Raw genomic sequence first — 24,718 nt, 5'->3', positions numbered from 1 at the left:
GCCCAGTGTCTCAGGCCAGCAGCATGCGCGCCCGGCAGGCCGCGCTGAATTGGCCAATGGCCGGATCAACCACGGCCGTGATCGGCATGCTTGCCAGCACCGGCTCTAGCCGACCTTTATTAAGGAATGCCCGGTTAAAGGTGGGCGAACGCAGGTTTTCCAGCAGTTTTCCTGCGGTGCCGCCGGCCAACCACACCCCTCCCCGGCTCAGACCCGCCAGGGCCAGATCGCCACACACACTGCCGTAGCAGCCGATCCAGATCTCCAAGGCTTCGCAGGCCAGGCTTTCCCCTAGGGCAGCGCTGGCTGCCACGGCAGCGGGCAGTTCCGACCCTTCGGCTAGCGGGGAAAGGGCATGGTCTCCGCCGGGGTGGCGGATGTGAAGCAGCCAGCGCGCCACTTCGCCCAGGCCCGTGCCGCTCACCACCCGCTCGATCGAGACTCGCTCCAGGCCCCGCTCTTGGGCTAGCCACCGTTTGAGCTCCCATTCCTGCTGGCTGCGGGGGGCGAATTCAGCGTGGGCGGCCTCGCTGGCCACCGCTACCAGCCCAGTTGGGGTTGGTACCCCGTAGGCCACCCCCAGACCCGTTCCCGCACCTAGCACCAGCAAGGGCGCCTCCGGCCTCGCCACCCCCGGGCGTATTGGCGCCTGTTGCTCTGAGGAGAGGTGGGGCAGCCCGTAGATCAATACGGCGAAATCATTGACCAGCTCAAACCGCCCTACACCTGAGGCCGCAGCCAGCTGGCTGCCATCGAGCTGCCAGTGAAGGTTGGTTAGTTGGGCCTGACCCGCCACCACCGGCCCTGCCACCGCCAGGCAGGCGGCAGCTGGGGTGGGCTGGCCAACACCCAGAAAGCTGTCAAGCATTGGGGCCAGGTCGTCCCAGTCGGCGGATTGGTAGCGCTCACTGCGCAGCAGCTTCAATTCACCCCCGGCCTGCAGCTGATACAGGGCGAGAAGGGTCTTGGTGCCGCCGATGTCCCCAGCTAGAAGGGTGGTCACTGACCGGGTGTAGGGACCGCCGGCAGGCCCAGGCCGGCTGCCCGCTCGGCATTTGCCGTCACTGCTGCAGCCAGCAGGTTGGCCACGGCAACGCTGCCGAGCTCGCCTTCGCGTCTGCTGCGCAGGCTCACGGCACCTGTTTCAGCCTCCTTGGCGCCGATCACTCCCAACAGGGGGATTTTCATCTGCTCGCCGTTGCGAATCAGCTTGCCGAGGCGCTCGCCGGAAAGGTCCAGGGTGGCGCGGATGCCAGCGGCCTTGAGCTGCTCCAGTAGCTGCTCGGCGTAGGGCATCACCTCATCGGTAACGGGCAGCAGCCGGATCTGCTCGGGTGCCAGCCAGAAGGGGAAATCGCCGGCGTAGTTCTCGGTCATGATCCCGAAAAACCGCTCCAGCGAACCGAAGATGGCCCGGTGAATCATGATCGGGCGCATTCTTGAGCCATCTGCGGCTACGTACTCCAGTTCGAAACGTTCTGGCAGGTTGAAATCGAGCTGGATGGTGGAGCACTGCCACATTCGCCCGATGGCATCTTCGATCTTTAGGTCGATCTTGGGACCGTAGAAGGCGCCGCCGCCTTCATCGATCTTGTATGCCCAGCCTTTGCGATCGAGGGCCTCGATCAGGCCTTGGGTTGCCAATTCCCACACTGCGTCTTCGCCGATTGATTTCTCCGGCCTGGTGGAGAGATTTATTTCGTAGGTCTTGAAATCGAAGGTGGAAAGGATCTCCTCTGTGAGATCGAGGATGCGCAGGATTTCATCGCTGATCTGCTCTGGTAGGCAAAAAACGTGGGCGTCATCCTGGGTGAAGCCGCGCACCCGCATTAGGCCGTGCATCACACCCGGGCGCTCGTAGCGATAAACGGTGCCCAACTCGGCCCAGCGAATTGGCAGCTCCCGGTAACTGCGCAGGGTGCTTGCGTATGTGAGCACGTGAAAGGGGCAGTTCATGGGCTTGAGCTGGTATTGCCTCTCATCTACTTGCATGGGGCCAAACATGCTCTCGGCATAGAAGTCGAGGTGGCCGGAAGTCTTCCACAGGCTGATATCAGCCACGTGTGGTGTGTACAGCAGTTCGTATCCAGCTGCGAAATGGGCCTGACGCCAAAAATCTTCGATCAACAGGCGCATCCGCGCCCCGCGGGGATGCCAGAACACCAGTCCAGCCCCGGCCTCATCCTCGATCGAGAACAGATTCAGGTCGGTGCCCAAGCGTCTGTGGTCCCGTCGTTTGGCCTCTTCCTTGCGCCGCTTGTGTTCCGCCAGTTGTTCAGCTGTTTCCCAGGCGGTGCCGTAGATGCGCTGCAGCTGGGCTTTGGTTTCATCGCCACGCCAATAGGCGCCGGCGACGCTCTCAAGCTCGAAGGCCTTGGGGTTGAGCTCGCTGGTGTTGGCTACGTGGGGCCCGGCGCAGAGGTCCCACCACTCCTCGCCCAGGGTGTAAAGACTTATGGGCTCCTGGATCCCCGCCAGGATCTCCAGTTTGTAAGGCTCGTTTTGGGCTTTGATCCTGGCCTCGGCTTCATTGCGGCTTACTTCGATCCGCTCAAGCGGCAGACGCCGGCCAATGATCTTGCCCATCTCCTTTTTTATTGCCTTGAGATCGGCCTCGGTGAAGGGGTCGGGATTGTCGAAGTCGTAATAGAAGCCGCTCTCGGTCCAAGGGCCAATGGTGACTTGGGCCTGGGGAAAGAGCTTCTGCACAGCCATGGCCAGCACATGGCTCATCGAGTGACGGATGCGCAGCAGCTGATTGCTTTCGCTGGTTTTGGGCAGGGCGATCGGTGCGGGCTCGGAGCTGCTTGGGTTCACGGGCACTGATCGCGCGGCTAACTAAGGCGAATGTCGATCCTACCCAGCGCTCCTAAGCTGGATCTATGGGTTTTTCTCCTCCAACACCCGAGCATGAATCCCCCGGCGTCCTGCTTGATCAGCTGCTTGGGTCCTTGCTCGACGACTTCAGTTCCTGGTTTGAACGGGGTTTGTTGCTGCTAGATCACTGTCCGGACACCGTGATGCCCCAAGACCAGCAGCTGATCCTGCGCGATCACCTGGTGCAGGCCCGCAAGGAACTTTGCGCTGCCACCAGCTTGCGCCAGGCGGCTCCGATACCAATGGCCCTCGAGATGGAAACCCTGGCTCCCTGGCATCAACTGATGTTGTCGGTGTGGAATCTTTCGGCGGCCATGCGCCGGCATGGGGTGACCCTGCCGTGATGGGCGAGCGCCGCAACCTGGCTTTGAGCTACGTCCTCTGGGCCCTAGGCCTGGTGGGAGTGTGTGGAGTGCATCGCTTTTACAACCGCAAGCCCCTCAGCGGCACTCTCTGGTTGCTCACTTTTGGCCTCTGCTTCGTGGGCCAATTGGTTGATCTTTGGTTGATGCCCGAACTGGTTGACCAGGCCAACCGGCCTTTGGTGTTATCAGGCTCGACCCTCTCGGTTGAGCGGCAGCTAGTTCATCTGGCTAGGCGCAGAGGTGAGCTGGGCTTCACCCTCAATGACGCCCTCGTCGAGATGGAGTTGCCGGCTGGGGTGGAGAGTCGCCAGGTGCGCTTTGAGATCCAAAGGCTGCTCCATGCTGAGCTCTTGGATGTCGGCAATGACGAGCGGGGCCGGGTGATCTACAAGGAGCCTTGAGACAGCGACGTTTTTTGCTGTTGCTGGGGCTGGCGGCTGGAGCGTCGCTGCCCATGGGGTTGTGGAGTTGCCCCCTGCGTCAGCTCACGGGCATACCCTGCCCCACCTGCTACTTAACGCGCTCCGTGCTGGCGACCCTGCATGGCGACCTCGCCCAGGCCATGGAGTGGCACGCTTTTGGCCCGGTGCTGGTGGGGCTAGCGCTGGCCCTTGGGCTTTGGACTCTTTTAGGTGGCCGCCTGGCGTCTCGGCGGCTGCTGCAGTTGGCCTGTGCCGCAGCGCTGCTCGCATTTGGCTACTGGCTGCTGCGGCTCTGGGGCTGGAGCCAGGGCCAGCCTTTGCCGACCTGAAGTGCCGAGAAAGCTCCTAGGCGGGCGGCAAGAAACCCAGTGTTTCCCGCACCCGTTTGAGGGTCTCATCGGCCACGGCCACAGCCTTGTGTTGGCCATTGCGCAGCACCTCAGCCACCGCGCCTGGCTGCTGCCGCCACTCCTGATAACGCTGCTGGACGGGCCTTAAGGCCTCTACGGCAGCTTCTGCCAGCAGGGGCTTAAAAGTGCCCCAGCCCATGGCGCCGCACTGCTCGGCCGCCTGCGAGCGGCTTTTGCCGGCCAGAAGGGCGTAGAGCCCCAGAAGGTTGTCTGCTTCCGGGCGCTCCGGATTACCGAATTCCAGCCCCATGGTGGGGTCGGTTTTGGCCCGTTTGATTTTTTTAACCACCAGTTCCGGCGGATCCAGCAAGCTGATCCGCGAGCCCTCGTTGGGGTCACTTTTGCTCATCTTTGAGCTGCCATCAGTGAGGCTCATCACCCGGGCCCCTTCGCGCAGGATCAAGGGCTCGGGCACCTTGAGCACAGGAATTACTTCACCGTCTGGATTGCGCTTGCCAAAACGGGCGTTGATGCGCTGCTGGGCAATGTCGCGGGCGAGTTCAAGGTGCTGCTTTTGGTCCTCCCCCACTGGCACCAGATCAGCGTCGTAGAGCAGGATGTCGGCAGCCATCAGCACCGGGTAATCCAACAGGCCCACAGACACCTGGTCTCCCTGTTTAATTGCCTTTTCCTTGAACTGGATCATCCGCTCCAGCCAATTGAGTGGGGTGACGCAGTTGAGCAGCCAGGCAAGTTCGCAGTGGGCGCTCACGTGGCTCTGCACGAACACGGTTGAGCAATCGGGATCTATGCCGCAGGCGAGATAGAGAGCTGCTGTTGAGAGCGTGTCCTCGGCGAGCTGGGCTGGCTGATGGGGAACTGTGATCGCATGAAGATCAACCACACAAAAAAAGGTGTCGTGGCTGCTCTGGAGATCAACCCAATTACGGATTGCGCCCAGCCAGTTGCCGAGGTGCAGAGCTCCAGTGGGTTGCACCCCAGACAAAACCCTCGGCCGTGCCATGGGACTCAGCTCTCGGTGCTCTCAGAGTTTTCGGGGCTCCCAGTGCTCTCGGGGGCAAGCTCTTCGGCAGCAGCTTCGATTTGCTCGTCCTCGGCAGCCTCTTCAGAGTTGGTCTCGATGGGCTCTGCCACGGGAGCAGGTGGCTTGCTTGGGCGAGCAAAGGGATCGATTCGAGGTGCCCGCTCCTGGCGGATCACCCGGCTCTCGCCACCCCCCGGCCGGCGCTCCGCGCGGGGGGCATCACCCCGGGGACCGGCTTGGGCCCTTTGCTGAGCGACTAGTTCGTCGAGCTTTCCATCCTCGAGCAGCTGGGCCACCGTGCGAATGGCGAAGCCCAAGGCAGCCACTGTGGAGCGCAGCGCGAAACCCTCCTGAATGGCTCTGGCGGCACGCATCTCGTTGTCGCTGAGCCGGATGCGGAATCCGCCGGGTTCGCGGTTGCCTGGCGGGCGGCCGCCACCGGCGCGCCCTCCCTGGTCATCGCGAGATTGAGAGGGGGTGGTTTCGTCGGCCATCGCCTCAGCCTGTGCAGTCAGGGGCAAGTGTGCCGCATCGGCTGGCCAAAGGGGGGGTGAGCCAGTGCAGCCGATGGGGCTCCCGCTGCCCGCTGCGAGCTAGCACGATCAGGGGCAAGGACCGCACGGTTCCTGGTTGAAACTGGTTTCTATAGGTCCCAAGCAGCTCCAGATAGGCAGTAAACGTCCAGCCGTGGTTGCCTCGCTCCTGGTGACCCCAAAAGTGGCGCAGCGCCTCCTGGCAGGCCGGTTGCCCGAATTCCTGCCAGCAGCGCAACTGGGCTGACCAGGCCGGCTGTCCGGCGGCGATCCAGGCCCGATAGCGCACCAGCTCCGGGGCTTCAGCACTGGCATCTGGCGGCAGCACCAGGGCGAGCTGCTCCAGTGATATGCGGCGCAGCCTCAGCCAACAGCGCTCAAGCAGGGCCACCGGCAGGTTGCCAACCCAATTGGGAGCAGCCTGCAGCTCCACTGCCCAATCCAGCAGCTGGGCCTGCTGCCTCAGTGTCAGTTGCGGCAGGTGCTCAGCCATGGGTGCCCTTAAAGGTGATAGCGGCGCTGGCGTATTCCCGGGGTTCGAGGTGGATCGTGCAGCGCACCCGACCAAACCGGGCCTCTAGGTGCTCCTCCACCAATTCGGTGATCCGGTGCGCCGTTGGCAGGTCATTGGTGTCCACAACCATGTGCATGTCGATGAACACCTGCTGGCCGAGCACCCCGCGGCTGGCGATGTCGTGGCAGTTGAGCACCCCCGCAACTTCCATCGCGACCTGGTGAATGGCCTCCGGAGCAATGGCGATCTGATCAACCAACTGGGGCAGGTTGGTTCGCAGCACCGACCAGCACACCCGCACCAGAAGCAAGCACAGCGGAATTGCTAGGGCGACATCGAGCCAACTGAGGTTGAGCCACAGCGCTCCTGCCAGGCCCACCAGCACCACCGCCGTTGTCCAGATGTCGCTGCTGGTGTGGGCCGCATCGGCCTTGAGCAGCGGACTACCAAGCCTTCGCCCCTCGGCCCGCTCGTAGCTAGCCAACAGAATGTTGATGCCGAGGACGAGCAGCAGCACCAGTAGCTCCCGGCTGTCCATTCGCAAGGGCTGGAGTCCGGTGCGCAGCCTTTCAAAGGCGGCCTGCAGGATCTCGAAGGCAGTGAAAAGAATGAAGGCTGCAATAGCCAGCGCACCCACCGCTTCGTACTTGTGGTGCCCGTAGGGATGGTCCCGGTCTGGTTCGGGATCCGAAAGTCCGTTGGTCACCAGTCCCAACAGACTTGAAAATCCGTCAGTGGCACTGTGCATGGCATCCGCCAGCACGGCTAGTGAGCCACTTAATAGCCCCAGGAGCAATTTCAACAGCGTCATGCTGATGTTTACGGCCAGGGCTACCAGCAACACTCGCTTCACTTGTTCGCGAGTGTCCTGGCGAATCTCCATTGGGTTGTCCAATACTCCTGGAGCTGGCAAGGCAGACCCCCGACTCGCGCCCAAGCTATTGGCATTTGCCGCCTGCGCAGCGTCTCAGGCTGAGCTAAAGATGCATCAGCTTGTCCAGCGCCGTTGACGCCGCCGGTGACCCTCCCCCAGCTCGCCGGGTTAGCCATGGTCCGCCAGGCCATGCCCACGACCCTCAAACCTTGGCTGCCGGCTATCGGCACCGGGGTCATGGGCTGGTTTGCCCTCGATGGGCTGCTGCGGTTGAGCCACCTGCCCATCGCCTCTGGCCTCACCTTGGCGGGCCTGGGCCTGGGTGCTTCGCTGCTGCGCCGCCGCCAACCCCGGGGGCCAGCCCCTACGGATGTGCCCGGCTGGCTGGGGCGCCTGGAGCAGCTTGAGGGCCAGTTTTTACGTTTGGCAGGGGAGTCAACCCCAGCCAAGACTGAGCTAGCCAGCCGGATGCGCAAGAACCAACTGGCAACCCTGCGCCAGGAGCTGGATCGGCAGGGCTTGCAGTTGGCCCTAGTGGGTACCTGTCCTCCGGCTCTGGCTCTGCAACCAGATCTGATCGAGGCCCTGCGTGGCGCTGAGAAACTTCAGCTGCACTGGGCCCATCCCCTGCCGGCCTGGAGTACCGATTGGTCTTGGCCTGAAGCATTTGCTGCCTGCGACCTGCTGATCCACCATCTGCGCACGCCTCTCTCAGCTGCCGATCTGCGCTGGCTCGAGGCCCTACCCGCCGCTCAGCCCGCCTGGCTGCTGGTGGAATTCAACAGAGCTGACCAGACTCTCGAAGCTCTTGCCGCTGAATTGCGCTCCCAGCTTGGACAGGATCTCTCCCAGCGTCTGCTCTTTTGGAATGGCCTGCCCACGACGCTTACAGCCAGCATTTCGCCCCTAGCCCGCCAGCTCGCCAGTGCCGGAGCGGAGCTGCGCAGCGGCCGCCAGCTGCGTCGTCTTGAACAATTGCATGGCCTTTGGCAGCGCGAGCTTGAGCAGCTGCGGCGGCAGCACTTTCTGCCACTTCAGCGGCGCACCCAATGGCTGGTGGCGGCCGGGGTGGTGGCGGCGCCCCTGCCCAGCCTCGACCTGCTGGTGCTGGCGGTGGCTAATGGCTTGATGCTGCGCGAGATGGCTCGCCTCTGGGATTGCCCCTGGACCTTCGAGCAACTGCAGGCCGCCGCTAGCGAGCTCGCCAAGGCAGCCCTCGCCCAGGGGGTGGTGGAGTGGAGCAGCCAGCTTCTTACTGGCCTGGTCAAATTGCATGGCGCCACCTGGCTGGTGGGGGGGGCGTTGCAGGCGCTCAGCGCCGCCTATCTCACCCGGGTTGTGGCCAGGTCCATGGCTGACATGTTGGCCCTCTCGGCGGGGGTGAGCGAGCCGGATCTCGCCGAGATCAAACGCCAGGCACCCCTGTTGGTGGCCAAGGCAGCGGCGGCTGAAAAACTCGACTGGCCTGCCTTTCTCGAGCAGGGCCGGCAATGGCTTCGCAACCTGCCCCCTGCCGGCATGGACGGCTCAGATCTGATGGCAGCGGAGCCAACCCCTTGATTGCCCTCGATCAGCGGGTGCTGTTTGCCTTTCTTCTCACCCTGGCAGCCGGCCTTTGCACCGGGCTCGGCAGTTTGCTTGGCCTGGTGTCGAGGCGATTCAGCCCCAAGTTGCTCAGTTTGTCGTTGAGCTTTTCGGCTGGCGTGATGATTTTTGTCTCCTTTGTGGAGATATTTCCTAAGGCCAGGCAGGCGCTGGCCCTTGGGCTTGGAGCCACTACGGGCTATGCGGTCACCGTGCTGGCGTTTTTTGCTGGCATGGTGGTGATTGCCTTGATCGACAACGCCCTACCCAGCCATGATCTGACCCTCCCTGAGGCCAACTTGCCCAGGGCCCAGTCGCAGACCTTGCTGCGCACAGGACTGTTCTCAGCCCTGGCGATTGCCATCCACAATTTTCCGGAGGGTTTGGCCACCTTTGTTGGCGCCCTCTCAAGTCCCAGGCTTGGCATCAGCATCGCCATTGCCATCGCCATCCACAACATTCCCGAGGGCCTGGCGATTTCAGCTCCGGTGTATTACGCCACTGGGAGCCGCCGCACTGCTTTTTGGGTGTCTTTCGCCTCAGGGCTTGCCGAGCCCATCGGTGCAGTGGTGGGCTACGTCTTTTTAAGAACATTCCTCAGCGACACGGTGATGGGATTGGTTTTTGCCAGCGTTGCTGGATTGATGGTTTACATCTGCTTCGACGAATTGCTGCCTGCCGCCCAGCGCACCGGGGCCCATCACCACGTGATGGTTGCTGGCCTCACGGCAGGAATGGTGGTGATGAGTGTCAGCTTGGTGCTGCTGGCCTGAGGTGAACCAGCTCCCCAGCCGAGATCCAGCTGCGCCGGGCGCAGATCAGAGCTGGCCCTGGTGGCCGCTGTTGCCGCTCTACCCCTACGGACGTCGCCGCACCTTGGTGCGTGAATTGATCCCCGGCCAGGTCTGGAGTTTCGAGCAGCTCCAGGGGGTGTTTTACGTGGCAGTGCCGATCCGGATGACGGTGGTGCGTGTGCGGGGTGGTCTGTTGCTCTATGCCCCCGTGCCCCCCACTGGAGAGGTGCGGGCAGCTCTTGCCGAGCTGGAGCACCGCTACGGGCCCGTTTGCACGATCGTGCTACCCACCAGCTCTGGCCTCGAGCACAAGCTGCCGGTGCCGGCGATGGCAAGGGCGTTCCCCGCTGCTCAGGTGTGGGTGACACCACGGCAGTGGAGCTTCCCCTTGCCGCTGCCGCTGGCTTGGCTGGGCTTCCCGGCCCAGCGCACCCGGGTGCTGTTTGAGCAGGGGCTTCCCCATGCCGATGAGCTGCACTGGCTACCGCTCGGGCCCCTAGACCTAGGCCTGGGCACCTTCATGGAGGCGGCCTGCCTGCACCGCGCTAGCGGTTGCCTGCTGCTCACCGATGCCCTAGTGGCCATCAGTGAGCAGCCCCCAGAGCTATTTGATGCCGATCCAACGCCGCTGCTTTTCCATGCCAGGGATCGCGGTGATGCGCCCCTGCTCGACACTCCTGATTGCCGCAGACGGGGCTGGCAGCGACTGGTGTTGTTTGCCTCCTATCTCCGCCCAGATCATTTGCAGGTGCCTGGCATCAGGGAGTTGCTTGCCGGCTTGCTGGCCGCGGGGGTGCGCTCTCCGCGGGCCTATTTCGGCCTCTATCCCTTCCGCTGGCAGGAGGGCTGGCAGGCTGAATTTCGGAGTTTGGTGCCCGGCCCTGAGGCCGCACTGCTGGTGGCGCCTGTGTTGGAGCGGCTGGTCTTTCCCCGCTGCCGGGCCGCCCTGGTGACTTGGATCCGCACTTTGGCTGGCCAATCCGAGATCCGCTGGCTGGTGCCAGCCCATTACGATGCTCCGGTGGCCTGCAGCCCTCAGCAACTAGGGGAGCTTGCAGACTGCCTGGAAGGGCGAGATTGGGCACCTGATAGGGGCAGCTGGGCCTACCTGAGCGGCATTGACAAAACCCTCCTGCGCTTTGGAGTGGTGCCAGAGCAGCCCGCGGAGCCTGGACCAGGGTTTCTGGATTAGGGGATTCTGGATTAGGGAATACTGAGTTTTAACTAACTCAGAGCCTGAGCTCGCCTGGGTCGGCATCGAGGTCGCCGTCCAGATCTCCGCAGCCCAGCAGGCTCGTATCCAGTTCCATGCGCTGTTCCATCTGGCGCAGGAAGTAACCGGTCATCATCGCCGAAGCGAGCAGGCCAGCCAGGTTTTCTCGGTTGGTCTGAATCTTGACCTCGAACTGCTCACCGGGGAGCATCCCCAACAGCCCTTGGACGTTGTGGCGAATGATGTCCTGGATGTCGCCACTGGCTGAGCGAGCAACCCTTTGCAGCACATCAGGAGACTGCTCCTGCAAGTACTGAATCAACGAGTTACCGCTGATTGCTTCGTTATCGGTGGTCAGGAACTCCGGGTTGAACATCGCCGGCGTGCGCTGCATCCATATTGCACCTTACCCCAGGTCATTCGTCGTACAAGGGGGGTGGCCCATGGCGGAGATCCGTAACCAGCCAAACCGATTAAGGGGCCAGTAGCGAAGCACCGCCGTGCCGATCAAGGCCTCTTGAGGCAGGGGCCCCCAGAGGTGGGAATCCAAGCTGGCATTGCGGTTGTCTCCCAAAACCAGCAGATGGTCTGGGGGCACCGTGAGGGGTTCCAGCTGGTAGTCCATCGGTTCGGCTGACCAATCGATCGCCGCCTTGCTGCCGTTGCGCCAAAGCACGCCATCGCGCACCTCCACTTCATCACCCGCTTGGCCCACCACCCGCTTGATCAGGGCTGCCTTGGGGTCGTAGCCAGCGGCTATCAGGGCTGTGGGGGGATGGAAGACCACCACGGTGCCGATCGGTATGGGGCGATGCAGCCGCGCGCGCAGCTTCTCCACCAGCACCCGATCCTGCAGTTGCAGGGCCGGGAGCATTGATCCCGAGGGAATCCAGCGGGGTTCCAGCACCGCCCAGCGCAGCACCAGGGCCAGCAACACCCATACCAGCACTGGCACAACCTGGCGGCGCAGGGTTTCGACCAGGCTGGGACTGCTGCTGCGGGGCGAGGACGACAAGGGAGCAGGGGAGACTGGTTCAATCCATCCTGAACCGCCCTGGCGTGGAGTTGGCCCGTCGCAATCTCGAGGCGGCGCTGCTGCTGCTGAAGGCCCTGATGGGCCAGGGGCTCAGCCAGGCTGTGTTGTGTCCGGGCAGTCGCTCCGGTGCCCTGGCCCTGGCCCTGGGCGTGCTCGAGCCGCGCGGGCTGGAGCTGTACACCGCCATTGATGAGCGCTCTGCCGCTTTTTTTGCCCTGGGATTGGCCAGGGCGACTGGAAAAGCAGTTGCGGTTGTCACCACCTCGGGAACCGCTGTGGCAAACCTCCTGCCCGCCGCGGTGGAAGCGGACTATGGCGCCATCCCCCTATTGCTGATCAGTGCTGATCGCCCCAACCGGCTCAAGGGCTGTGGGGCAAACCAGACCGTGAACCAGGAAAGCTTTCTGGCCGCAAGTGTGCGCTGGTTTGGCCAGGGCGATGGCACTGGACTGGCTGCCATGACGGACGCTGCCATCGCCGCCCTGGCTCGCCAGGCATGGTCTGCAACCCTGCCCCCTGGCCTGGCCCCCGGGCCAGTGCACCTCAACCTTCCCTTTGGCGAACCTCTACACGCGGACGGGCCGGCGCTGCTTGAGGCAATTGCCGACGGTTCCCTTGAACCAACTCCACCGTCATTGGCCGAGCTCGCCCTGGGGGCTGCTGGATCAGGGATACGGGCAACGCCCTTCAGCCCCGCTCCCGATCCAGGCCAGCCAGGGGTGGTTGTGGCTGGTCCCTGGCGCGGCTTGCCCCAGCACTGGCCGGGTTATGTGGAAGCTTTGTTGCGCTGGCAGCGGCGCACGGGCTGGCCCGTGCTGGCAGATGGACTCAGCGGGCTGCGGGGCTTGGCTGACCTCGATTTGATCAGCAGCTACGACCTACTGCTCGAGGCTCCTGAACCCAAGCTGCGTTCAGCCCAGGTGCTGCGCCTTGGCCCCGTGCCCGCCAGCCGCCGCCTGCAGCGCTGGCTGGCCGACCAGAACGCTCACCAGTGGCTTGTCAGTGAGGGCGAGCCGAGATGTCTTGATCCGCTCGGCAGCGGATGGCACGGCAGCGGATGCCAGCAGAGCGCAGCCGGTTTGGCCGGCTGGAGCGCCAGCTTGCCTCCATCTTTTTGGGCCGGCGGCCCCAGCGCCGAGGCCCTGCGGTTTGGGTCTCGCTGGCGCCAGCGGGAGCTGCAATTACAACTCTGGCTTGATCAGCAGCTGGCCAGCGGTGATGGAGCTGAAATCGGTGTTAACGAGCTTTGTTTGGCGCGCCAACTGGGGCTCCTGCTGCCTGCCGGCTTGCCGCTGGTGCTTGCCAACAGCAGCCCAGTGCGCGATTGGGAAAGCTTCGCCAACCCCGCTGCCCCCTGGCGAGCGGTTTATGGGTTTCGAGGGGCATCAGGCATCGATGGCACCCTCTCGATCGCCTGCGGGGTCGCTGAGGCCCATGGCCAGGCGGTGCTGCTCACGGGTGATCTGGCCCTGCTGCATGACAGCCATGGCTGGCTCTGGCAGCGCCAACTAAAGGGGCGACTCACCGTGATCCTGATCAACAACGGCGGTGGAGGCATCTTTGAGCAGCTGCCAATTCGCACCACGCCTGAGCAGGCCCTGGATTTCGAGAGGCTGTTTGCCATGCCCCAGCAGCTTGATCACTTGGCTTTGGCTGCAGCCCATGGCGTGCCGGGGCGCAGGGTGGAGCAGCTCGCTGACTTGCCATCCCAGCTGGACTGGGCGCTGAATCAGCCGCTGGCACTGCTTGAGCTGGTGAGCGATCGCCGCGCCGATGCACTCAGGCGCCAGACCTTGCGCAGAATGGCTGCCCAAGCCCTGATGCAGTCTTGAGCCCTTCCTCCCCGACCCCGTCAGCGGTGCAGTGGCAGCCCGCCGGCTCCTACGAGGACATTCTTTTTGACCTGTGCGAGGAGGGGATCGCCCGCATCACGATCAACCGACCCCAAAAGCGCAATGCCTTCCGGCCCCGCACCGTGCAGGAGCTTTGCGACGCCTTTTCGCGAGTTCGCGACAACCCTCGGGTTGGGGTGGTGTTGTTTACCGGAGCCGGCCCAGCGGCTGATGGTGGCTGGGCCTTTTGCGCTGGCGGCGATCAAAGCGTGCGTGGCGATGGGGGCTATCTCGACGAGTCGGGTTTGCCCCGTCTCAATGTGCTGGATCTGCAGCGCCTGATCCGCAGCTTGCCGAAGGTGGTGATTGCCTTGGTGGCCGGTTACGCGATCGGTGGTGGCCAGGTGCTGCACCTGCTGTGCGATCTGAGCCTGGCGGCTGAGAACGCCGTATTTGGCCAGACGGGACCGCGGGTGGGCAGTTTTGATGGCGGCTTTGGCGCCGGCTACCTGGCCCGGCTGGTGGGCCAGCGCAAGGCACGGGAGATCTGGTTTCTCTGCCGTCAATACGGGGCCGACCAGGCTTTGGCCATGGGCTTGGTGAATGGGGTTGTGCCCCTAAATCAGTTGGAGACGGAGGGGATCAGCTGGGCGCGCGAGGTGCTGCAGCACAGCCCCACGGCGATCCGCTGCCTCAAGGCTGCTTTCAACGCTGAAACCGACGGCATGGCAGGGATTCAGGAACTGGCCGGCCAGGCCACCCATCTGTTTTATCGAACAGCGGAGGGCCAGGAGGGGCGCAATGCCTTCCTTGAGAAGCGACCGCCGGACTTCTCCGATGCACCCTGGCTACCTTGAAAACAAACAGATTTCATCTCAGGGCAGTGGGTTGGTTGGGGCTGCTGCGAATGCTTCCGCTCCTGCTTGTGGGAGCCGACTTATTTGCGCCACCCCTTGCTGTTGCAGCTGTGGAGCCATCTCAGCAGCGTCGGCTCGTACTTGACCGGCGCCAGCGCCAGTTATTTGTAATAGAGGGCAACCAGGAGCGCAAACGCTTCCCGGTGGGTGTCGGCCGGCCGGGCTGGGAGACCCCGGTGGGTCAGTTTTCGGTTATCGAGCTAGCGGTAGACCCCACTTGGGAGCACCCAGCCACCGGCCAACGCATCCCGCCTGGACCTGCCAACCCCCTCGGCAGCCGTTGGATTGGCTTTCACCGCGACTGCAAGGGCCGCGCCGGCTTTAACGGCAGCGAGCACCTTGTGGTGAAGGGTTGCGTCAGTTCTGGCTTCCACGGCACACCCCAGCGGCACAGCGTGGGGCAGGCCGTATCTCACGGCTGCGTGCGTCTACTGGATGAGCATGTGCGGGAACTGTTCGACTTGGTGGAGATGGGCACGCCCGTGACGGTGTTGCCCTAGCGCCAACCGTAGAGTTGCGCCCACCTCCGGTAACTCTGGGATGCGGGTCTTGTTTGCGGCGGCCGAATGCGCGCCGATGATCAAGGTCGGGGGCATGGGTGATGTGGTGGGCTCTTTGCCCCCGGCCCTAGCTGCCTTAGGCCACGACGTACGCATCATCCTGCCGGGTTACGGCAAGTTGTGGTCGAAGTTGAAGGTTTCGCCCGAGCCCATCTGGCGTGGCCACACGATGGGCAATGACTTCGCTGTCTTTGAAGCCCGCCATCCCACCAACGGCCTAATTCTCTATTTAGTTGGCCATCCAGTTTTCGATCCGGAGCGCATCTACGGCGGTGAAGACGAGGATTGGCGCTTCACTTTCTTTGCCAGCGCGACTGCGGAATTCTGCTGGCATCACTGGAAACCTCAGGTGCTGCACTGCCACGACTGGCACACCGGGATGTTGCCGGTGTGGATGCACCAAGACCCGGAGATCAGCACCGTTTTCACAATCCACAATCTCAAGTATCAGGGACCTTGGCGCTGGAAGCTTGATCGGATTACCTGGTGTCCCTGGTATATGCAAGGGGACCACACGATGGCGGCGGCCTTGCTGTATGCAGATCGGGTCAATGCGGTGTCTCCCACCTATGCGATGGAGATCCGCACGCCCCAATACGGTGAGCATCTAGATGGCTTGCTGAATTTCATCAGTGGCAAGTTGCGCGGCATTCTCAACGGCATTGATACCGAAGACTGGAATCCAGCCACTGATGCCAGCCTGCCAGCCCAGTTTTCGGCTGCGGATTTAGCCCCCCGTGCCATTAATAAGCAGGTCCTGCAGGAGCGCTTTGGCTTGGCTGTGAATCCCCGTTCCTACCTAATGGGAATGGTGACCCGGCTAGTCGATCAAAAAGGTGTCGACCTGCTGCTGCAGGTTGCTGATCGGGTGTTGGCCTACACAGACAGCCAGGTTGTCGTTCTGGGCACGGGGGATCGCACCTATGAGTCGGGGCTATGGCAGATGGCAGCGCGCCATCCCGGCCGCTTCGCCGTTTTCCTCACCTACGACGACGCTCTCTCTCGGCTGATCTATGCCGGCAGCGACGCCTTCTTGATGCCAAGCCGCTTTGAGCCCTGCGGTATCAGCCAGATGCTGGCGATGCGCTACGGCTCGATTCCGGTGGTGCGGATGGTGGGTGGTCTGGTGGACACCGTGCCCCCCAACGACCCCCTGGCTGGCAGCGGCAACGGCTATGGCTTCGACCGCTATGAACCAATCGACTTCTACACGGCGATCGTGCGCTCCTGGGAGGCCTACCGCAATCAGGCCAGTTGGCAGGAACTCCAGCGCCGGGGCATGGGCGTGGACTTCAGCTGGGCCCGCTCGGCGCTCGAATACGACGCCATGTACCGCGACGTCTGCGGGGTAAAGGAGCCAACGCCTGAGGCTGCCGCCGTTGAGCGTTTCTCCCAGGGTCAAGATGCGGACCCCAGCCGGCGGGGCCTGGCTTCCCTGCTGAAGCGTCGTTGAACCCCTTTTGGTGACGCCACCCACCTCAGCCCCCGACAGATCGGGCCGTTCGGAGCCGCCAGCTCCCTATCCGGCCCCTTACGTAGAACCTTGGGGCCGTCTTGCAGGAGACCTGCGTGCCGCCCTTGCCAGCACGGTGCTCAAGCTGAGGGAGCTGGTGCGCCGCAACCGCGAGGGGGACTTATCGGTGCCTGGCTTCTGGCCCCAAGCACTAGCGGCTTTTTTTTGGCCGGTGTTGTTAGCCCTGGGCTTGGCAGTGGTGGCGTGTTCGCTGACGCTGCTGATAAAGACTTTCTTCTCTAGCCCCACCCCCACCACTTTTGATTTTGCGGATAGTTCAGCCTCTCAACCAGTTGTTGAACATGTTGCTGAACGACTTGCCCCCCGTTCTGACCTGCCGCTCCCGCAGGCCCTAGGCCAGCCAGCTGCTCGCTCTGTTGGTTCAGCGCCAAGCTCCCCTGAGCCTCCTGAGCTTGCAGAGCCTGCCCCTGCCGTGCGCCTTGAGCTCGACCCCCTGCTGGCCCTGCTCTCAAACGATGACCCCGATGGCAGTATTTCTTCTGCCCGCCCCCACCCCGAGCAGGGGCTGCTCGACTTGGAGCTGGTGAGTACCTGGGCAGGCTTGCCATTGCCACGACGCCAACAGCAAGCCGATCTCTGGCTGCAGCGCAGCCGTGAGTTGGGTTACGAGCGTCTGCGCCTGGTAGCCCCTGGCAGCAATCTGCTGGCTCAGGCCGCCAGGGTGGGTAGCGGCATGGTGCTGTTGGAGGCGGAGACAATTCCTCAGGCATGATCCTCCGCATCGCCCCCGACTGCCGACGATGAGTCTGCGTTTAGCCCAGTTGCAGGAGCTGTGGGGTCAACCCGTCACCGGCCCCCTGGCCGTGGATCAGGCGGAGCTGAAGCTTGCCCCCCAGGCCATCTGCACCGATAGCCGCCAATTGAGCGGCGGCGACCTTTTTCTGCCGTTGATTGGCGAGCGCTTCGATGGCCATGGCTTCCTTGCCGCTGCCCTTGAGGCGGGTGCCGCCGCCCTCATAGCCCAGGCGGGCCACCTTGCGCCAGCCTCCCAGGCAAGTGTGTTGGCTGCTGCCGCCGCAGCTCACGTGCCCCTCTGGCTGGTGCAGGACACCCTGCAGGCCTACCAGGAACTGGCGGGTCTCTGTCGCCTGCAGCTTGCAGCGCCAGTGGTGGCGGTGACCGGTTCTGCCGGTAAGACCACCACGCGGGAACTTATCCGTAGTGCCCTGGCTCCGCTTGGGCCGATTTGGGCCTCCAGCGGCAACGAAAACAACGACGTAGGCGTTCCCCTGACCTTGCTTGGCGCAGGGCCTGATCAGGCGGCCTTGGTTGTGGAAATGGGCATGCGGGGCCTCGGTGAGATCGAACGGCTGAGTCGCTGCGCCAGCCCCGATGTGGCAGTGATCACCAACATCGGCACAGCCCACATCGGCCGGCTTGGCAGTCGCGAGGCAATCGCAACGGCTAAGTGCGAAATCGTGGCTGGTTTAAGGCCCGATGGCTTGGTGGTGATCCCGGCTGGTGATCCCCTGCTGGACCGTTCCCTTGCCAGTGTGTGGTCTGGCCGAGTAGTGCGGGTTGCCCTGCAGGGAGAAGGCCATGAAGCTGCCGCTGATCTGGTGGGCAGCCTTGATTGCCAGGGGGAGATTCTGGAGTTGGCCGGAGTGGCCCTGCCCGTGCCGCTAGAGGGAGTGCATCACGCCCGCAACCTGTTGCTTGCCATGGCGGTAGCGCGGGAGCTCGGCCTTGAGCCTCAGCGTTGGCGGCCCCTGCAGGTGGATCTACCCGGAGGACGCAGCCGCCGTTTGCAGCAAAATGGCGTGCTGGTACTTGACGAGACCTACAACGCCTCACCGGAGGCGGTGCTTGCCGCCTTGGAGCTGCTGGCCCAGCAGCCTGGCCGCCGCTTCGCGGTGCTCGGCACGATGCTCGAGCTGGGCGAGCAGAGTCTCGCTCTGCACCGCAGCGTGGCCGAGCGGGCAAGGCAACTAGACCTTGATGGGCTGGTGATCGTGGACCAGGGCGAGGAAGGGGCAGCCATGATTGCGGCGGCCACTGGCCTATCGCGTTTAAGGCAGGTGGATTGCCCGGAGGCTGCGGCAGAGCCATTGCTGCAATGGCTGCAGCCTGGAGATGTGCTTCTGCTCAAGGCCAGCCGGGGTGTTGCTTTGGAGCGCTTGATCCCGCTTCTCTAATAGGGCACCCCAGCTTCGGCAATAGGGCTCGCCGGGCTCGACGCCATCGGCCATGATGGCTGCGGAGCAGCATTTCACGATGTTGTGCCTTCGGGCGAAGGTCCTGGGTGGTGGTTCACTCGGGGCCTTTCTGCTTTCAGCCCAGATACCAATGCAACATGGCAGCCAGCTGACCCACCATGCCCTTGCCGGTGAGAAGCTCGCCGGCGATTGCTGCGGCAAAGCCCATCATTGCCATCCGTCCGTTTAATAATTCCACCCCGGCCAGGGCAGCCTTGTTCCAGGGTTTGGGGCTGGTCATGCTTTCGCCAAACCGTTCTACCGGCTCGTAGAGAAAGCCCTCCTTATCTGGTGAAGCTGCAGGACGCCTGTCGCGATTCATAAAAGCTGGGGAAGATTGGCGCAGCCTATGGGGCTGGAGGGCTTGGCTGGTTTAACTGGTTGGACCAGTTTTCCTTGACGAGTTGGCGAGCACGGCCCAAGGCGAGCGAGCCGGCCGGCACGTCTTTAGTGATCGTCGAGCCGGCACCAACGGTGACGTCTTCGCCCAGGGTCAATGGTGCTACAAGCACGGAATTTGCCCCGGTTTTGCTACCGGCTCCCACCACGGTGCGGTGCTTGCGCACGCCGTCGTAATTGGCGGTGATTGTGCCTGCTCCCACGTTAACGCCAGTGCCCAGATCTGCGTCGCCGATATAGCTGAGATGGTTTACTTTCACGCCATTGGCAAGACTGCTGTTCTTCACTTCCACAAAATTGCCGATGTGACAGTGCTCTGCCAATGAGGTGCCGGGACGTAGCTGGGCGAAGGGGCCAATGGCGCAGTGATCAGCCACCTGCACTTGGCGCAGCACTGAATAGAGCACGGTCACACCTGCTCCCAAGCTGCTGTCTTCGATCAAGCAGCCAGGCCCGATGCGGCAGCCATCGCCGATGGAGCTGCTGCCGCGAAAATGGCACTGGGGTTCAACAACAACATCCTGACCAAAGCGGCAGTCTTCGCTAAGGGTGCAGCTAGCTGGATCCACAAAACTCACACCCTCAGCCATCCAGTGGCGCTTTAGCCGCTCCTGCAGAGCCGTCTCGCATTGGCTGAGCTGAAGCCGGTCGTTGATACCGGCGATTTCGTCAGCATCAGCGACCTCTCGGTGCATGGCCGGCTGGAGCAGGGCCACCGTATCGGTGAGGTAGAGCTCGCCTTGGTCGTTGTCGGTGGTGAGCTTGGGCAGCACCTCGGCCAACTTGGCCCAGTTGAAGCAGTAGATACCGGCGTTGGTTAGGTGGTTGAGACGCTGCTGGTCGCTGCAGTCGCGGTGCTCAACGATCGTGCTGACGGAGCCGTTGGCATCGGCAAATACTCGCCCGTAGCCACTGGGATCGTCCAGCCTGGCCGTGAGCAGGGTCACGGCAGCGCCACTGCTGCGGTGTTGCTCCAGCAGGGCCGCAAGGGTTTGGGGGCGTAGCAACGGCACGTCGCCATTGAGCACCAACAGATCGCCGCTGAAGTTATTTAGCGGTTCGAGCAGTTGCTGCACGGCGTGACCAGTGCCGTTCTGGGGCTGCTGCAGCACGAATTCCAGGTCGCTTAGGCCCTGCAGCTGCTGCTCCACCCGCTCGGCCTGGTGGCCAACGATCAGCAGGCGCCGCTCTGGCTGAAGCTGCTCGCAACTCGCCAGTACCCGCTCCACCAGGGTGGCGCCGGCTAGGGGCTGGAGCACCTTGGGTAGGGCGCTCTTCATGCGGGTGCCCTTCCCTGCGGCCAATACGGCAACGGCGAGCATGGGCAGGCGATAACGACTCGCCGGGAATCTACGTGGACTACCTATCAACCTGCCTGCTGCTTGAGGCGGGTTAGGTCGTCCCAGAAGCCCGGATAGGAGACGGCTGCCGCTTCCGGCCGGTGCAGCAGGGTGTCACCCCGGGCGATGCCGGCCGCCACCGCCAGACTCATGGCAACCCGGTGGTCGGTTTCACTGTCAACCTCTGCGCCGTGCAGTTCGGTGCAGCCATTGATAGTCATGCCGTCTGCGAATTCCTCGATGCGGCCGCCCATCGCACCGAGCTGTCTTGCCATGACCGCGAGGCGGTCTGTTTCCTTGACCCGCAGCTCTTCGGCGTCACGAATGCGGCTGATGCCCTCGGCGCAGCAGGCGGCTACAGCCAGCACTGGGATTTCATCCACGAGCCGGGGGATCAGTTCGCCACCAATATCAAAGGCTTGCAGCGGGCCGTGGCAAACCCGCAGGTCTCCCACCGGCTCTCCGGCCACATCCCGGCGGTTGAGCACGCTTATTTGGGCGCCCATCTGCTCCAGCACCTCGAGGATGCCGGTGCGGCTGGGGTTGAGCCCCACGTTCTGCACTGTGATCTCAGCGCCTGGGGTGATGGCACCTGCCACCAGCCAGAAGGCGGCGGAGCTGATGTCACCTGGCACCACCACCGCTTGACCTCTGAGCGTTTGCCCCGGGATCAGGGTCACCACCGTGTTGCCCGCACCGCCCACAGACAACTCGGCGCCGAAGGACCGCAGCATTCGCTCGCTGTGATCGCGGCTCTGGGCCGGCTCGATCACGGTGGTGGGACCTTCAGCGGTGAGGGCGGCAAGCAGGATGGCGCTCTTCACCTGGGCTGAGGCCACCGGGGTGTGAATGGTTGTGCCGCGCAGGGGCTGGCCCTGCACCGCTAACGGTGCGAAGTTGCCGTCCCCGCGGCCACCGATCTGGGCACCCATTTGGGCCAGGGGAGCTCCGACCCGCCGCATCGGCCTGCCTCTTAGGGAGCCATCACCAGTGAGCACGAAGTGGCGGCCAACCCGGCCTGCCAGCAGCCCCAGCATCAGCCGCATGGTGGTGCCCGAGTTGCCGCAATCGAGCACATCGCCTGGTTCTTGGAAGCCATCAAGGCCAGCGCCTTGCACGGTCACTGGCTGGCCGGCCTGAATCGGCGATACCTCCACGCCCATGGCCCGCAGGCAGGCAGCCGTACTAAGCGGGTCCTCCGCTGGGAGCAAGCCCTCGATGCGGGTTTCTCCTTCGGCGATAGCCCCAAACAAAAGGGCTCGGTGGGAGATTGATTTATCCCCGGGTACCTGCACGGTTCCCACCAGAGTGCCGCCGCCAGGCAGGCTGAGCGGGGCGGAATTAGCGGCGGAATGGGCCACGAAGCAGTGACGGCAGTTGGCCGATCCTATGGAGCGCGCCGCTGCCCGACTGATCCATAGGCGTGCCAGTGGCATAGAGGACCGTGACCAGCGCCAATGGCGAGGGCGGAGCGCAAGCCGCCTTCCACGTAGCGCTTGGCCTCGATCACGGCCTCCTGAAGGGATAGCCCGAGGGCCCGCTGGGCGGTGATCGCGGCCCCCAATGTGCAGCCACTGCCATGGGTGTGGGTGGTGCTGATTGGCGCGTGGCTGAGCCACTGGCCAGGGGCATGGCGCTGCAGCAGGTAGTCGCGGCCGCGCAGCTCTGGCCGGCCGCCGCCCTTGACCAGCACCGCTGCTGATCCCAGCTCCAGCAGCCTCTGTGCCGCTTGCTCAACCGCCCCCTCCAGATCGGTAGCCGCCTCGATCGTCACTCCGCTGAGCAGCTGGGCTTCATGCAGGTTGGGGGTGAGCAGCTCGGCTTGGGGTAGCAGCAGCCGGTAGGCAGCGATGGCGCTGGGTTCAAGCAGCACTGAACCTGCCCGCGACACCATCACCGGATCGATCAACTTCGGGATCGTCAGCGCTGCCAGGGCGGCAGCAGTGGCCTCAATTAGGCCGACGTTGAGCAACATGCCGGTTTTAAGGGCCGCTACCGGCAGGTCTGTGAGCACCGCGCTGATTTGGGCGCTCAGGGCCTCTGGCGACAGAGCGTCCACGCGGCTGACACCTTTGGTGTTCTGGGCGGTGACGCAGCTGATGGCCGAGCAGCCGTACACCTTCATGCTCGTGAAGGTCTTGAGGTCGGCCTGGATGCCGGCGCCGCCGCTGGAATCACTGCCCCCGATTGTCATAGCGATGGCGGGAGTCATCGGCTTGCTCCAGCAATGAACGGTGAGGAGGCCCATGGCTTAACCAAGCATCACCCCACCCTCGCCATCGGATCCGGCCACGGCGCTGCGCAGGTCGAACAGCAGGTCTTCGAGACTGAGTTCCGCCAGCGCCTTCTGCCGGACCCGCTCTAGCCGTAGCTGCAATGCATTGGTCACTTGATCGGCTGGTGAGCTGGCGGGCTCCGGCGGTGCGGACCGATTTGCACTTTCTTGCGGAGCCTCGCCAACTCTCAAGGCTTCGCCGACTAATAAAGCTTCGCCCAGCCCTGCGAAAATCTGCTCCATTGAAATGTCCCGCGCAGGCCTGGTGAGTCGGTAGCCGCCCACCCGACCCCGCCTCGCATCCAGCAGCCCGGCTCGGCGTAGGCGCAGGAGCAGCTGTTCCAGCATGGGTTCGGGTAGCTCATGGGTCCTGGCCAGCGAGTGGGTTGACTGCCACTCCAAGGGCCTTGCTGCCAGCTCCAACAGGGCCTTAAGAGCATGGCTGGCCTGGCGAGAAAGCATCACGCCTTAGCCGTTGCCCGCCCCGCCAGCCGCTCCAGCACATGCTCCAGGGTGTAACCAAATAGGGCTGGATCTGGCTCGTCGTTGCCGATATCTGCCAAGCCAAGCTCGGCCCAACGGGCATCGAGCCTGGACTCCAGCTCGGCAGGACGGCTAAGCGGTTCGCCCCAGGGGTGGCGCTTCTCTGGACCGATCTTGGTGGTGGCATCGATCGCCAGCCTGCCGCCCAAGCCCAGGCGCTCGCTGGCGAAATCAAGGCTGTCAAAGGGGGTGTCCTCGAGCACAAACAAATCCCGCTGCGGATCCACTTGGGCACTGATCGCCCAGATCACTTGGCGCGGGTCGCGGATGTTGATGCTTTTATCCACCACCACCACAAATTTGGTGTAAGTGAACTGGGGCAGGGCGCTCCAGAAGGCCATCGCCGCCCGCTTGGCTTGGCCTGGATAGGCCTTATCGATGGCAATTACTGCCAGTTTGTAGCTGAGCCCCTCCATCGGCAGAAAGAAATCGACGATTTCAGGGATCTGCTGGCGCAGGATCGGCGTGTAGATGCGGTTTAGGGCGATCGCCAACATGGCGTCTTCCTTGGGGGGCCGGCCACTGAAGGTGGTGAAGTACACCGGATCACGTCGCTGGGTGACGCACTGGATCTGGACGAGGGGCGAATCTTCGACGCCGCCGTAGAAGCCCATGTGGTCGCCAAATGGTCCGTCAGCCAGCTCAGAGCCAGGGGTGATAGTGCCTTCCAGCACCACCTCACTGTGGCTCGGCACCTCCAAATTCACTGTTTTGCACCGAGCGAGCCGGACGCCCTCTCCGGCGTAGATGCCAGCAAATAGCCACTCGCTCAACTGCACCGGGATCGGCGTGGCGGCCGCCATCACCAGCAGCGGATGCACGCCGATGGCAATGGCGATTTCAAGTTTTTTGCCCATCGCCGCCGCCTTGCGCAGGTGGCGGGCGCCACCGCGCACGCTCAGCCAGTGCACGGTCATTGAGTTCGCCGACTGTTGTTGCAGCCGGTACACGCCCACATTGGGTGTGCCAGTTTCTGGATCCTTGGTGATCACCAGGCCCAGGGTGATGATGCGGCCGCCATCGCCGGGCCAGGGCCGCAGCAGGGGCAGGGCGTCAAGGTTCACTGCCTCGCCCTTAAACACCTGCTGGTGGCAAGGGGGGGTTAGGTCGAGATCGGGCCTGGCCTTGAGCACATCCAGCAGCACCGAACCAAAGCGCACTGCCTCCCGGACCCCCTTGGGGGGGCGAGGTTGCTGCAACAGCGCTAGGCGCTCGCCGAGCCGTTCCAGTTCCTCTGGTTGCTCCATACCCATGCTCCACAGCACCCGCTCTTGGGTGCCCAGCAGGTTCACGGCCACCGGCATGGTGGAGCCAATCACATTTTCAAACAACAGGGCCGGGCCGCCAGCTGCCAGTACCCGGTCGGCAATCGCTGCTAACTCCAGGTCTGGATCCACCGGCGCGGTGATGCGCCTCAGCCGACCCCGTTGCTCCAGGAGGTCGATGAAGCCGCGCAAATCCCGGCGACTGCGTTGACTAATTCCCTTATTCGGCATCGACTTTTATGAGCGGTGAC

General features: G+C 63.4%; 26 protein-coding genes. 12 read left to right on the top strand and 14 right to left on the bottom strand.

Going from position 1 to position 24,718, the window contains the following annotated elements; genetic code table 11:
- Positions 1-10: 10 nt before the first annotated feature.
- Together C7K55_RS03015 and thrS are read right to left on the bottom strand one after the other, a co-directional pair.
- Positions 11-1,003 (bottom strand): glucokinase, encoded by a 993-nt coding sequence (locus C7K55_RS03015; protein ID WP_106501913.1) that lies wholly within the window; start codon positions 1,001-1,003, stop codon positions 11-13.
- A complete protein-coding gene (gene thrS, locus C7K55_RS03010; protein WP_241518141.1) occupies positions 1,000-2,733 on the bottom strand; it encodes a threonine--tRNA ligase in 1,734 nt (577 codons plus the stop codon). Before thrS ends, C7K55_RS03015 begins: the two co-directional genes overlap by 4 nt.
- Before the next feature lie 149 nt (positions 2,734-2,882).
- Between thrS and C7K55_RS03005 the strand changes: the two genes are divergently transcribed.
- The 3 genes from C7K55_RS03005 to C7K55_RS02995 are packed head-to-tail and all read left to right on the top strand — an operon-like array spanning position 2,883 to position 3,993.
- Positions 2,883-3,221 (top strand): DUF2605 family protein, encoded by a 339-nt coding sequence (locus C7K55_RS03005; RefSeq protein WP_106501911.1) that lies wholly within the window; start codon positions 2,883-2,885, stop codon positions 3,219-3,221.
- Positions 3,221-3,643 carry a TM2 domain-containing protein gene (locus tag C7K55_RS03000; protein ID WP_106501910.1) on the top strand — a complete coding sequence of 141 codons (423 nt, stop codon included), beginning with the start codon at positions 3,221-3,223 and terminating at the stop codon, positions 3,641-3,643. Before C7K55_RS03005 ends, C7K55_RS03000 begins: the two co-directional genes overlap by 1 nt.
- A complete protein-coding gene (locus C7K55_RS02995) occupies positions 3,640-3,993 on the top strand; it encodes a DUF2752 domain-containing protein (RefSeq protein WP_241518130.1) in 354 nt (117 codons plus the stop codon). Before C7K55_RS03000 ends, C7K55_RS02995 begins: the two co-directional genes overlap by 4 nt.
- Before the next feature lie 16 nt (positions 3,994-4,009).
- Here C7K55_RS02995 and trpS read toward each other — a convergent pair whose 3' ends face one another.
- From trpS to C7K55_RS02975, 4 genes are read right to left on the bottom strand one after another with little or no spacing between them, the layout of a single operon-like run.
- The gene (gene trpS / locus C7K55_RS02990; protein ID WP_106501908.1) at positions 4,010-5,038 is read right to left on the bottom strand and encodes a tryptophan--tRNA ligase; all 1,029 of its coding nucleotides are present in this window, start codon (positions 5,036-5,038) and stop codon (positions 4,010-4,012) included.
- 5 nt (positions 5,039-5,043) lie between these two features.
- Positions 5,044-5,580: a hypothetical protein gene (locus C7K55_RS02985; protein WP_396094811.1), complete on the bottom strand. Its 537-nt coding sequence runs from the start codon at positions 5,578-5,580 to the stop codon at positions 5,044-5,046.
- Entirely contained in the window at positions 5,558-6,085 is a 528-nt protein-coding gene (locus C7K55_RS02980; RefSeq protein ID WP_106501906.1) for a hypothetical protein, read from the bottom strand. Before C7K55_RS02980 ends, C7K55_RS02985 begins: the two co-directional genes overlap by 23 nt.
- Positions 6,078-6,989 carry a cation diffusion facilitator family transporter gene (locus tag C7K55_RS02975; RefSeq protein ID WP_193486123.1) on the bottom strand — a complete coding sequence of 304 codons (912 nt, stop codon included), beginning with the start codon at positions 6,987-6,989 and terminating at the stop codon, positions 6,078-6,080. The genes C7K55_RS02980 and C7K55_RS02975 overlap by 8 nt, the downstream gene beginning before the upstream one ends.
- A gap of 123 nt (positions 6,990-7,112) precedes the next feature.
- Between C7K55_RS02975 and C7K55_RS02970 the strand changes: the two genes are divergently transcribed.
- The 3 genes from C7K55_RS02970 to C7K55_RS02960 are packed head-to-tail and all read left to right on the top strand — an operon-like array spanning position 7,113 to position 10,550.
- The gene (locus tag C7K55_RS02970) at positions 7,113-8,540 is read left to right on the top strand and encodes a YcjF family protein (RefSeq protein ID WP_206603459.1); all 1,428 of its coding nucleotides are present in this window, start codon (positions 7,113-7,115) and stop codon (positions 8,538-8,540) included.
- Complete coding sequence (gene zupT, locus C7K55_RS02965) at positions 8,537-9,337, top strand: zinc transporter ZupT (protein WP_241518129.1); 801 nt, start codon at positions 8,537-8,539, stop codon at positions 9,335-9,337. Before C7K55_RS02970 ends, zupT begins: the two co-directional genes overlap by 4 nt.
- A gap of 1 nt (position 9,338) precedes the next feature.
- The gene (locus tag C7K55_RS02960; protein ID WP_106501903.1) at positions 9,339-10,550 is read left to right on the top strand and encodes a DUF4336 domain-containing protein; all 1,212 of its coding nucleotides are present in this window, start codon (positions 9,339-9,341) and stop codon (positions 10,548-10,550) included.
- A 37-nt stretch (positions 10,551-10,587) separates the two neighbouring features.
- Here C7K55_RS02960 and C7K55_RS02955 read toward each other — a convergent pair whose 3' ends face one another.
- Together C7K55_RS02955 and lepB are read right to left on the bottom strand one after the other, a co-directional pair.
- Complete coding sequence (locus C7K55_RS02955) at positions 10,588-10,947, bottom strand: DUF760 domain-containing protein (protein ID WP_106501902.1); 360 nt, start codon at positions 10,945-10,947, stop codon at positions 10,588-10,590.
- Between the two features lie 30 nt (positions 10,948-10,977).
- Positions 10,978-11,553, bottom strand: coding sequence for a signal peptidase I (gene lepB, locus C7K55_RS02950; protein ID WP_106501992.1), 576 nt, complete (start codon positions 11,551-11,553; stop codon positions 10,978-10,980).
- 77 nt (positions 11,554-11,630) lie between these two features.
- On the opposite strand from lepB, the gene menD reads away from it, so the two are divergent.
- The 6 genes from menD to C7K55_RS02920 are packed head-to-tail and all read left to right on the top strand — an operon-like array spanning position 11,631 to position 18,585.
- Entirely contained in the window at positions 11,631-13,439 is a 1,809-nt protein-coding gene (gene menD, locus C7K55_RS02945; RefSeq protein ID WP_106501901.1) for a 2-succinyl-5-enolpyruvyl-6-hydroxy-3-cyclohexene-1-carboxylic-acid synthase, read from the top strand.
- Positions 13,436-14,296 carry a 1,4-dihydroxy-2-naphthoyl-CoA synthase gene (menB, locus tag C7K55_RS02940; protein ID WP_241518128.1) on the top strand — a complete coding sequence of 287 codons (861 nt, stop codon included), beginning with the start codon at positions 13,436-13,438 and terminating at the stop codon, positions 14,294-14,296. The genes menD and menB overlap by 4 nt, the downstream gene beginning before the upstream one ends.
- Before the next feature lie 50 nt (positions 14,297-14,346).
- Positions 14,347-14,856, top strand: a complete 510-nt coding sequence (locus C7K55_RS02935; protein ID WP_106501899.1) for a L,D-transpeptidase — start codon at positions 14,347-14,349, stop codon at positions 14,854-14,856.
- 40 nt (positions 14,857-14,896) lie between these two features.
- Positions 14,897-16,369: a glycogen synthase GlgA gene (glgA, locus tag C7K55_RS02930; RefSeq protein ID WP_106501898.1), complete on the top strand. Its 1,473-nt coding sequence runs from the start codon at positions 14,897-14,899 to the stop codon at positions 16,367-16,369.
- 10 nt (positions 16,370-16,379) lie between these two features.
- Entirely contained in the window at positions 16,380-17,162 is a 783-nt protein-coding gene (locus C7K55_RS02925) for a hypothetical protein (protein WP_127431961.1), read from the top strand.
- A gap of 28 nt (positions 17,163-17,190) precedes the next feature.
- A complete protein-coding gene (locus C7K55_RS02920; RefSeq protein WP_106501896.1) occupies positions 17,191-18,585 on the top strand; it encodes a UDP-N-acetylmuramoyl-tripeptide--D-alanyl-D-alanine ligase in 1,395 nt (464 codons plus the stop codon).
- Positions 18,586-18,721: 136 nt separating this feature from the next.
- On the opposite strand, the gene C7K55_RS02915 is transcribed toward C7K55_RS02920, so the two are convergent.
- The 6 genes from C7K55_RS02915 to C7K55_RS02890 are packed head-to-tail and all read right to left on the bottom strand — an operon-like array spanning position 18,722 to position 24,698.
- Positions 18,722-18,967 carry a chlorophyll a/b-binding protein gene (locus C7K55_RS02915; RefSeq protein ID WP_106501895.1) on the bottom strand — a complete coding sequence of 82 codons (246 nt, stop codon included), beginning with the start codon at positions 18,965-18,967 and terminating at the stop codon, positions 18,722-18,724.
- A gap of 25 nt (positions 18,968-18,992) precedes the next feature.
- Positions 18,993-20,366 (bottom strand): bifunctional UDP-N-acetylglucosamine diphosphorylase/glucosamine-1-phosphate N-acetyltransferase GlmU, encoded by a 1,374-nt coding sequence (glmU, locus tag C7K55_RS02910; RefSeq protein ID WP_106501894.1) that lies wholly within the window; start codon positions 20,364-20,366, stop codon positions 18,993-18,995.
- A gap of 44 nt (positions 20,367-20,410) precedes the next feature.
- Complete coding sequence (gene aroA / locus C7K55_RS02905) at positions 20,411-21,745, bottom strand: 3-phosphoshikimate 1-carboxyvinyltransferase (RefSeq protein WP_241518127.1); 1,335 nt, start codon at positions 21,743-21,745, stop codon at positions 20,411-20,413.
- A gap of 26 nt (positions 21,746-21,771) precedes the next feature.
- Positions 21,772-22,596, bottom strand: a complete 825-nt coding sequence (thiD, locus tag C7K55_RS02900; RefSeq protein WP_106501892.1) for a bifunctional hydroxymethylpyrimidine kinase/phosphomethylpyrimidine kinase — start codon at positions 22,594-22,596, stop codon at positions 21,772-21,774.
- Between the two features lie 39 nt (positions 22,597-22,635).
- On the bottom strand, positions 22,636-23,121 hold the full coding sequence (locus C7K55_RS02895; RefSeq protein WP_106501891.1) for an Rrf2 family transcriptional regulator: 486 nt from the start codon (positions 23,119-23,121) through the stop codon (positions 22,636-22,638).
- Positions 23,121-24,698 carry a UbiD family decarboxylase gene (locus tag C7K55_RS02890; protein WP_106501890.1) on the bottom strand — a complete coding sequence of 526 codons (1,578 nt, stop codon included), beginning with the start codon at positions 24,696-24,698 and terminating at the stop codon, positions 23,121-23,123. The genes C7K55_RS02895 and C7K55_RS02890 overlap by 1 nt, the downstream gene beginning before the upstream one ends.
- Positions 24,699-24,718: the final 20 nt, after the last annotated feature.

It is taken from the genome of Cyanobium usitatum str. Tous (assembly GCF_003011885.1).
Taxonomy (GTDB): Bacteria; Cyanobacteriota; Cyanobacteriia; order PCC-6307; family Cyanobiaceae; genus Cyanobium_A; species Cyanobium_A usitatum.
Note: the sequence above shows the minus strand (reverse complement) of the source record. Positions and strands in the feature narration are given on the sequence as shown.